5 protein-coding genes are annotated in these 6,207 nt (G+C 72.4%); all 5 read right to left on the bottom strand.

Annotation, left to right across the window (positions count from 1 at the left end; all coding sequences use genetic code 11):
• Positions 1-169 precede the first annotated feature (169 nt).
• A complete protein-coding gene (locus RB628_RS39000) occupies positions 170-1,870 on the bottom strand; it encodes an AMP-binding protein (RefSeq protein ID WP_318325394.1) in 1,701 nt (566 codons plus the stop codon).
• A gap of 40 nt (positions 1,871-1,910) precedes the next feature.
• Entirely contained in the window at positions 1,911-2,444 is a 534-nt protein-coding gene (locus RB628_RS38995) for a DUF3592 domain-containing protein (RefSeq protein ID WP_318325393.1), read from the bottom strand.
• 110 nt (positions 2,445-2,554) lie between these two features.
• Entirely contained in the window at positions 2,555-3,160 is a 606-nt protein-coding gene (locus RB628_RS38990) for a lytic polysaccharide monooxygenase (protein ID WP_318325392.1), read from the bottom strand.
• Between the two features lie 121 nt (positions 3,161-3,281).
• Entirely contained in the window at positions 3,282-4,409 is a 1,128-nt protein-coding gene (locus tag RB628_RS38985; RefSeq protein ID WP_318325391.1) for an SPFH domain-containing protein, read from the bottom strand.
• A 141-nt stretch (positions 4,410-4,550) separates the two neighbouring features.
• Entirely contained in the window at positions 4,551-5,981 is a 1,431-nt protein-coding gene (locus RB628_RS38980; RefSeq protein WP_318325390.1) for a peptidoglycan-binding protein, read from the bottom strand.
• Positions 5,982-6,207: the final 226 nt, after the last annotated feature.

Below are 6,207 nucleotides of genomic sequence, written 5' to 3'. Positions count from 1 at the left end.
GAGCAGCTGACTCTTAATCAGCGGGTCCGGGGTTCGAGTCCCTGGCGGCGCACAGTGACGGTGGCGGGTAGGTTCGCAGAAAGTGCGAGCACACCCGCCACCGTTGTTTTTGCGCGGCTTCGCCGCCCACACCCCCCTCGCTCCGGCGGGTCCTGCGCACCCCGGCGCCCTATCTGCTGAGCAGCTCCTCCCGCCCCCGCTCCCGGTACCTCGCCACCAGCCCCGTCACGTCGTCCCCGGTCAGCCTGCGGTACGTCGGCTCGTCCGGCGGGCGCCACCACACCGGGTCCGCGCAACGGAACCCCTCACGTCTGAGGCCCGCCCGGTGGATCTTGTTGGTCGCGGTGACCGGCATCCGCCGCACGACCCGTACGAAGCGGGGCGCCATCTTCGTCCCCAGGTCGGGCTGCGCGGCCAGGAAGCCGGTGAAGGCGGCGGGGTCGAAGGTGCCGGCCAGCGTCGCCATGACCTGGTCGCCGGCCACCGGGTCCGGCACCGCGTACACGGCGACGGCCACCGCACCCTCGTACCGGGCGAGGATGTTCTCGATCGTCGCGGCTGCCAGGTTCTCGCTGTCGACGCGCAGCCGGTCGTCGGCGCGGCCCGCGAAGTACAGGAAGCCGTCCGCGTCCCGGTAGAAAAGGTCGCCCGTCCAGTACCAGCCTCCCCCGGTCTCGGCTTCGCTCGACCGGGGGGACCCCCGTCTGCGGCGGGCCGCCTCGGCCTCCGGGTTGCGCCAGTACCCCTCGAAGGGGTTCGGGCCCCGGTTCACCAGCTCCCCTATCGCCGCTGTCCCGTTGAGCAGCCGGCCGGAGTCGTCCAGGACGGCGGCCGGGCACTCGGCCCGCGTCACCGGGTCGACCACCGCGAGGTCGTCGTCCGGTGCCGCCCGGCCAACGGCGCCGGCCGGGGTCCCCGGCGTCCAGCGGACCGCCGCCCCGCCCTCCGAGGACCCGTACCCCTCGACCAGCCGCACCCCGAACCGCCGCTCGAACGCCGCCGCGTCCACCGCGCCCGCCTCCGTGCCGAAGCCCAGCCGCAGGGGGTTGTCCCGGTCGTCGGGCCGGGCGGGCGTCGCCAGCAGGTACTGGACGGCGCGGCCCACGTACGTGAAGTAGGTCGCCCCGTAGCGGCGTACGTCCGTCAGGAACCCGGAGGCCGAGAAGCGGCGGCGCAGCGCGACCCCGGCGCCCGCCGCCAGGGCCGGGGCCCAGTCCGCGATCACCGCGTTGCCGTGGAACATCGGCATGCAGACGTAGTGCACGTCGTCCGGGCGTACCCCGAAGGTCCCGGCCAGCGTCTGCCCGGCGGCGGCGAGCCTGCCCTGGGTGCAGATCGCGGCCTTGGGGGCGCCGGTCGAGCCCGAGGTGAAGTAGAGGAGGAGACGGTCTGCGGGGGTCGCGCGTGAGGCGTCCGGTTCTGCGTCCCCGTACGGGGCCAGGAGGTCCTCGTACTCCTGCGTGTCGGTCAGCAGCAGGCGCACGCCGGGGAGTTCGAGGCCTTCCAGGAGAGGGAGGCGGGTGCGCGCGGTGATCAGGACCGGGCACTCGGTGTGCAGGATGTCGCGAGCCAGTTCGGGGCCCCGGCGGGTGGGGTTGATGCCTGCGACGGCGGCGCCTGCGAGGGCCGCCGCGCTCAACCACAGCGGGTATTCAGGGGTGTTGTCGAGCAGCACCCCTACGTGCGGCTCAGCGCCCGGCGGCAGCAGATCCGCCAGCAGTGCCGCCCTGGCCGCCGCACCCGCGGCCACCTCGTGATGGGTCAGCGTCCGGTCCTCGCACCACAGGCCCGGACGGTGGTCGCCCCACCGCTGCGCCACGAGTTCCGCGACCGTGCGCCTGCCCGGCCCGTCGGGCTCCATGAACTCCATGGGCGCGCACGATAGTTGACGTACCGTCAGATGTGGAGGGTCACGGCATGTCCGTGGTCGCGTCCCAGTCGGCCGGGAACGTCTCCCCGGTGTCGGAGTCGACCACGTAGCCGTCGTCCGTCCCGAAGAAGACGTCGCCGATCGGCTCGAAGAGCCGGCTGTACGTCAACACGAACCCGGCACAGAACACCACGACCACGCCGAGGACCCCGAGGACGCCGGCCAGGGCAAGCCCGTGCCGGACCGGGCCCGGCCGGTGTGCCGTGGCGTTGACCTGCTGCCCCTCGCTGTGGAAGACGGTGACGTGGTCGCCCTCGATGACCGTGCCGGGGCCGTGCGGTTCGTCGAAGCGGACGGTGCGGCCGTCGCGCGCGACGAACTCGTAGACGTGGTGCAGCGTCGTGTGCACGGAGGAGCCGCTGGTCGTCGTGTACGTCCGCAGGCAGCGCGCCTCGGCGGTCAGTCCGCTGTTCCAGGCGCGGCGCATCCGCAGTACCCGGCGGAACACGATCGTCGCCATCAGGGCGCCCATCGCGATGATGAGCGTCGGCCCCCCGTAGAACATCAGGTCCATGGCGAATCCCCCGGTATCCCGTTCGGCACAGTTCCCCGTACGCCTCACCTGGTCCTGGGGGCGTACGGGGAACGTACCCGTGGGGGGTCGTGGATTCACTCAAGGAATGCTCAGAACGTGACGTCCGAGCAGGCGTAGAAGGCGTTGGCCGTGTCCGCGATCGTCCACACCGCGACGATCATGTGCCGTCCGCTGAGCCCGGACGGCAGCCTGCCCGTGTGGGAGAGCGTGGCCGGCGGACGCTGGCCGTTGTAGGGGACCGTGAGGAACGGGGTGAGGTTGAGGTCCGAACGGGCGAGGGCGTGGTTCTGGTTCCAGCCGGACTTCGTGACGAAGTACCTGAAGTCGGTCGTGGCGTGCATGGCGGTGAACTGCCAGCGGAAGGTGTAGCTCTGGCCGCCCGTCACCCCGGTCGTCGGCCAGGCGCCGCCGGACGGGGTCCTCGGCTGGTCGAGCGCGCCGAAGTTGCCGTGGTTCCCCGAGCAGATCCGGCCGTCGGCCGGTCCGGAGCCGGGGAAGCCCTTGGGGCCCTCGACGCTCTGCGGCTCCCACTGGATGTCGCCGCAGCCCGTCACGGTGCCGTTCTGACAGAGCTTCTGCCTGCTGATGGGGAGGTCGGTGTAGCCGTGACCGGTGGCGCCCCCGGTGGTGAGGACGAGGGCGCCGGTGGTGGCCAGGCCCACCATGGATGCGTACAGCTTGGTCTTCTTGCGCATACTGCCGCTCCTGCCGAACGTGGGGGAGGTTCGAGTGAGCCGTGCAGGTCTAGACCAAGCAACAGGTTATTACCGCCCATTGGGCATGTCCAGACCAATCACGGGCCCGACTCCCCCACCCTCACGGCCCCGGCTCGCCGCGCCCCGCGCAGAAGGCGACCGTCAGGTCCTTCACCAGCACCTTGCGTTCGTAGTCGTCCAGTTCGACCAGGCCCCGCATGGTCAGCCGGGTCACCGTGTCCTCCACCGAGTCGACGACCGAGGTGAGCGCGGCGGCCCGGTGCTGGGCGTCCAGAGAGGCGATGCGGCGGCGGTGCATCGCGGCGGCGACCTCGGGGGCGTACTCGACCCGGACCGGCAGCACCGAGAACACCTCCAGGCCGACCGGCGCCGTGTCCGCCGCGACCGCCCGGGTCAGCGCCTCCCCGGCCGTCTCCATCGCGCGCCTGCCCGCGCCCGGCATCTCCACCGGCACCCGGACGAGCGCCGCCTCGACGCACTCACGCAGGTAGGTCTCGTGGTCCTCGACCCCCAGCGTGGCCCGCGCGGTGTCCCGCACCCGCCACACCACGAGGACGACGACCCGCAGCGCGACCCCGTTCGCGTCGGCCGCCGGCATGGGCTCGCCCCGCCAGTGCCGCAGCCGTACGTCGACCCGGCCGCGCAGCAGCAGCGGGTTGACCCACAGCAGCCCGGTACGCCGGACGGTCCCCCGGTAGCGGCCGAACAGGCCGAGCACCCAGGCCCGCCCGGTACGCCCCCGCGCCAGCCCACCGAATCCGAACAGCCCGAGGGCGCCCGCCCCGGCGTACGCCGCCCACTGGGCCGGACCGAGACCGGCGCCCGCGTATGCCGCCGGGAGCCGTAGCGCCTCCACCGCGAGGGGCGGCAGCGCTCCCGCCCACCAGGAGGTGAGCACGCCCCCGGCCATCCCGGTGGCACCGGCGAGCACGCCCACCGCACCTGGCAGCACCCGTGCCGGGCGCTCCACCAGTTCGGGGTCGACCGCGGGAACCGCCGGGCGGGGCTTGGCCGGTGCGGGTCTGCGGACGCGCGGCTGCTCGCCCGTACCCTGCCGGCGCCCCACCACGGCTGGTCGCAGCGGCAGTGACACCGGGTCGGGATCGTCGCGGAACAGCAGGTGGACGGGGATCTCGGTTGTCGCCTCGTTCTGGATGAGCCGGACGGGCCGGGGGCCGCTGTCCGGGGGACCCTCGGGCTCAGGTGTCTGTTCGGTCGTCGTACTCATTTGTGCCTCCAGCCTCCGCGCCAGATGCGTTCGTGCGCTGCCACGTGCCTTGTGCGTACTGCTGTGCGCGCTGCCGCTCGCCCTGTTCGCGACAGTGGTTGCCCGCCAACCGGCAGGTGCCGGGCAGGTGCCCGGCAGGCGTTACGACGAGAAGAGGCGGCGCCAGGTCTCCGGGCCCGGGTAGCCGTCGGCCGCGCCGCCCCGCCAGCCCTGGGCGCGCTGGAAGGCCTGCACCGCTCGCCGGTCCGACTCGTTCCAGCGCGGGTCGGGCCGGGTCGTGTAGTACCGACCGAAGCCCTTCCTCACCAGCTGCTTTCCGAGCTGGGTGATGTGCGGGCTGCTGGAGCCCGGCCGGAACAGGCCCCGGCCGGGGAACTCGGGCACCGTCTTCGCGGCTGCGGGTGGGCCGGCCGCGCCGGGAACCGTCCCGGGTTCCGCGGCAGGTGCTGTTCCGGGAGTCGTCCCGGGCGCCGCGCCGCCCGGCTTCTCCGCGATGTCCCTGCCCGTCCCGCTCGTCAGCAGCGCCCAGGTGCGCGGCCCCGGCAGTCCGTCCGCCGCCGTACCCCTCCAGCCCTGGGCCTGCTGGAACGCCCGGGTCGCCCTGCGGTCCGCGTCCGACCAGCGCGGGCCGGGACCCGAGGTGTAGTAGCGGGCGCCACCTCGCGCCACGAGCATCCGGCCGAGCTGGGTGACGTACTTGTTGCTGGCGCCGGGACCGAAGTGCCGCGCGCCCGGGAACCGGGTCGCCGCGTCCGGGGAGGCGCCGTGCGCAGCGCCCGCCGGACCGTCCGTGTCACCCGTACCGCCGGTGCCGTCCGGGTCCGGGGCGCCGCCCGTGGTCGCGGCGAGCCCCTTGTAGCGATAGGCCTGATAGCGGTCCGAGTGGCTCCAGTAGGCGAACGGAGTGGCCTGCCTGCGGGCGTGCGGGCGGGTCTCCTCGTAGGCGATGTAATAGGTGTGCGTGTAGTCAGTCCAGCCGCCGAAAATGACGACGTGCGAACCCTTCTGCGGGTCCGACGGATTGTGGAACAGGAGAATGTCACCGGGCTGCAGATCCCCCTTGGGAATCCGCACGCCGTACTTGTCGAGGCTGCCCGTCCATTCGTTGCCGGCGAGGTTCCAGGCCATGGAGACGAAGCCCGAACAGTCCTGCCGGTAACCGTCTCCCCAATACGTGCTCATGCTGTACGGCACCCGTGCCGCGACCCAGGTCCTGGCCCGGTTGATGATCTCCGCCCGGGTCGTCGCCCGGAGCTTGTCCAACGCCGGTTTCCCGGCCGGGCCGTGCAGCGGGGTCTTGCCGCCCTGCGGGGTCCCGGGTTCGTCACCTGCCGGCACGCCCGGACGGTGGGGGGCTTGCGGGGCCGCCGCGGCCGGCAGGGCGTGTCCGGCGCCGAGGACGGTGGAGGCCGCCGCGGCGACGACGAGGGTCCGCCGGACCGCCGTACGGGCGGGTCCCGGGGCCGTGCCCGACACCGGTCCGGAATACGGCGCGGTCCTTCGTCCGTGAACACATCCGGGGCATTCGCAGTCGCTCACGGGATCGAATTCCTCGAATACCGGAGTCGCCATACGATTCCCCTCACACTCCAGGCGATGACTTGCGCGCTTCTGCACGAACGCAGTTTCTCAACTGTCACCCGCTGTCGCATGTTGACGGTCCGAATGATGTACAGACCGGGTTCGGGCCGCTGGCGGTCCGGACCACTCATCGGTGTCGGGTAGAGTTGCCGACGTCACCGCGCGCCGCTAGCTCAGTTGGTTAGAGCAGCTGACTCTTAATCAGCGGGTCCGGGGT

Source organism: Streptomyces sp. ADMS (assembly GCF_033441795.1).
Taxonomy (GTDB): Bacteria; Actinomycetota; Actinomycetes; order Streptomycetales; family Streptomycetaceae; genus Streptomyces.
Note: the sequence above shows the minus strand (reverse complement) of the source record. Positions and strands in the feature narration are given on the sequence as shown.